Consider the following 1,965-nt stretch of genomic DNA (forward strand, 5'->3'; position numbering starts at 1 on the left):
TCGGAAGCCAGGCTGGTCTGGCCCGAGAACAAGGCGTCAAGGCTGCTGGCGTTACCCAGATCGTTGAACAACGTTTCCCACCCCGCCGGGCTGCTCAAATCCCCCAACAACCCGGTCAGCACACCGGGGTCCAAAAAGTCCGTCGGGTTCACCGCCGTCACTGCCGACGTGGCCGCTGAGCCCACCGCCAAATCCAGGATGTCGTCGAAGACATCGGCTTTGGCCGTCGGGGCACCCGCCAAGGGGTACAACCCAAACGCCATAAAGGCCCCCGCGCCTGCCCCCAGACCCGCTACACGCGTGCGACGGCGCGCCTTCGCCTTCAGTGATCGACGATTCTTCTTGCTGTGTTGTCCAGACATGGATGACTTCCCTCCCGGAGTTGCTGGCTTATCGCTGGCACGAACTGCTCTCTCAGCCCGGCTTAAGGTAACCCTTGGGTGAACCCACGTCCAGAAAATTAGACAATTAATTCAAGATCACCTTGGAAATTTTTGGCACTCGCTGAGCGAGCAAACTCTGCCAGGCCTCGCGGCTCGCTAAGGTGCCACGGTGCAGGCACTATCGAGGAGAAGGCGGGCCCCAAGCGCCGCAAACACAGATTTTGCACAGCAGGAGCAAAACTCACGGCGTGTCGCAGCTGAGCTACGACAAAGATTCTTTCAGACCGATCACATCTTTACCTGGGCTATCGATCTGGCCTGCGCTCGCGACGCTCGGGAGCGGACTCGATCAGGGCGGTTGCGCTGTGGCGCGAAAACTTTCGTCCAACCCACGACGAACGCATGAATAATTTGGTTTAAGTGCAATACAGTCCTGGCAATCCACGATGGCAGCCGCCGTTCCGGCGGAAGACAGGTCGGCACAAATGGCGAGCAAGCAGGTTGAGCCCACGGGGCTTTCGGGTGAAGCGCGCGAGCGCATCAGCGCCGAGTTGGACCGGATTCGTGAACGGCGCGATCGACTGGAGGCCGAGGTCAGAAGCGACCGCGGCGCGGTAAGTGACCACGCTGACGCCGCCGACGCCATCCAGCGCGCCGACGAACTGGCCAGCCTGGACGAGCGGATCATCGAGCTGGACCGGCTGCTGCGCACCGGCCCGTTGCCGACGAACGGGGCCGACACGCTGCCCTTCGGAACCGAGGTAATTCTGCGATTTTCCGACGGGGCGGTGATCAAGATGCAAGTGATCTCCGTCATCGAAGAGGCTCCGGTCGACGGCGAAGCCGAGGCGTTGACGGCAGGCAGTCCATTGGGGCTGGCGCTGGTCGGACGGAAAAAAGGCGAGAAGGTCACCTACACCACGCCGCAAGGCGAAAATCAGGTCGAGCTGTTGGACGTCAAGTACCCGAAGTAGCTCGCCGTAGACTTTTCGCCGATGGCCGAGATTGCGGCGAGTACACAGCTACCCCTCAAGACGCAGGTATGGCGGTTCGTCGTCACCGGCGGATTGTCGGCGATCGTCGACTTCGGTCTTTACGTGCTGCTCTACAAAGCCGTTGGCATACAGGTGGACCTGTCCAAAGCGACCAGCTTCGTCGTCGGCACGATCACCGCATACCTGATCAACCGCCGATGGACGTTTCAGGCGTCGCCGAGCACCGCCCGGTTCCTGGTCGTGATGGCGCTCTACGGGGTCACCTTCGCGGTGCAGGTCGGGCTCAATCACCTCTGCCTCGCATTACTTGACTACCGAGTCTGGGCGGTACCGCTGGCGTTCGTGATCGCGCAGGGCACCGCCTCGGTGATCAACTTCGTGGTTCAGCGCTCGGTGATCTTCCGGCTGCGCTGAGCCGTGACATACAACAGGTAGCCTCTTTGTCGATGTTTAGCAGCGACATTCCCACCACTGCGACCCGGCTGACCGGGTTCGGCCGCACCGCGCCATCAGTGGCACAGGTGCTCTCCACGCCGGACCCTGAGCTGATCGCGAAAGCGGTGGCGCACGCCGCGGATGCCGGCGGT

General features: G+C 61.8%; 3 protein-coding genes and 1 pseudogene. 3 read left to right on the forward strand and 1 reads right to left on the reverse strand.

Features of this window, described 5'->3' with window-relative positions; translation table 11 throughout:
• The coding region (locus WBF82_RS00065; protein WP_424381079.1) for a hypothetical protein at nt 1-263 on the reverse strand (263 nt) is incomplete at its 3' end.
• 605 nt (nt 264-868) lie between these two features.
• On the opposite strand from WBF82_RS00065, the gene WBF82_RS00070 reads away from it, so the two are divergent.
• From WBF82_RS00070 to WBF82_RS00080, 3 genes and pseudogenes are all read left to right on the forward strand, one after another.
• The gene (locus tag WBF82_RS00070; RefSeq protein WP_424381080.1) at nt 869-1,357 is read left to right on the forward strand and encodes a GreA/GreB family elongation factor; all 489 of its coding nucleotides are present in this window, start codon (nt 869-871) and stop codon (nt 1,355-1,357) included.
• A gap of 21 nt (nt 1,358-1,378) precedes the next feature.
• Entirely contained in the window at nt 1,379-1,792 is a 414-nt protein-coding gene (locus WBF82_RS00075) for a GtrA family protein (RefSeq protein WP_424381081.1), read from the forward strand.
• 32 nt (nt 1,793-1,824) lie between these two features.
• Nucleotides 1,825-1,965, forward strand: a pseudogene (locus WBF82_RS00080) (decaprenylphosphoryl-beta-D-ribose oxidase); the annotation flags it as partial.

The organism is Mycobacterium sp. (genome assembly GCF_049673265.1).
Lineage (GTDB): Bacteria > Actinomycetota > Actinomycetes > Mycobacteriales > Mycobacteriaceae > Mycobacterium.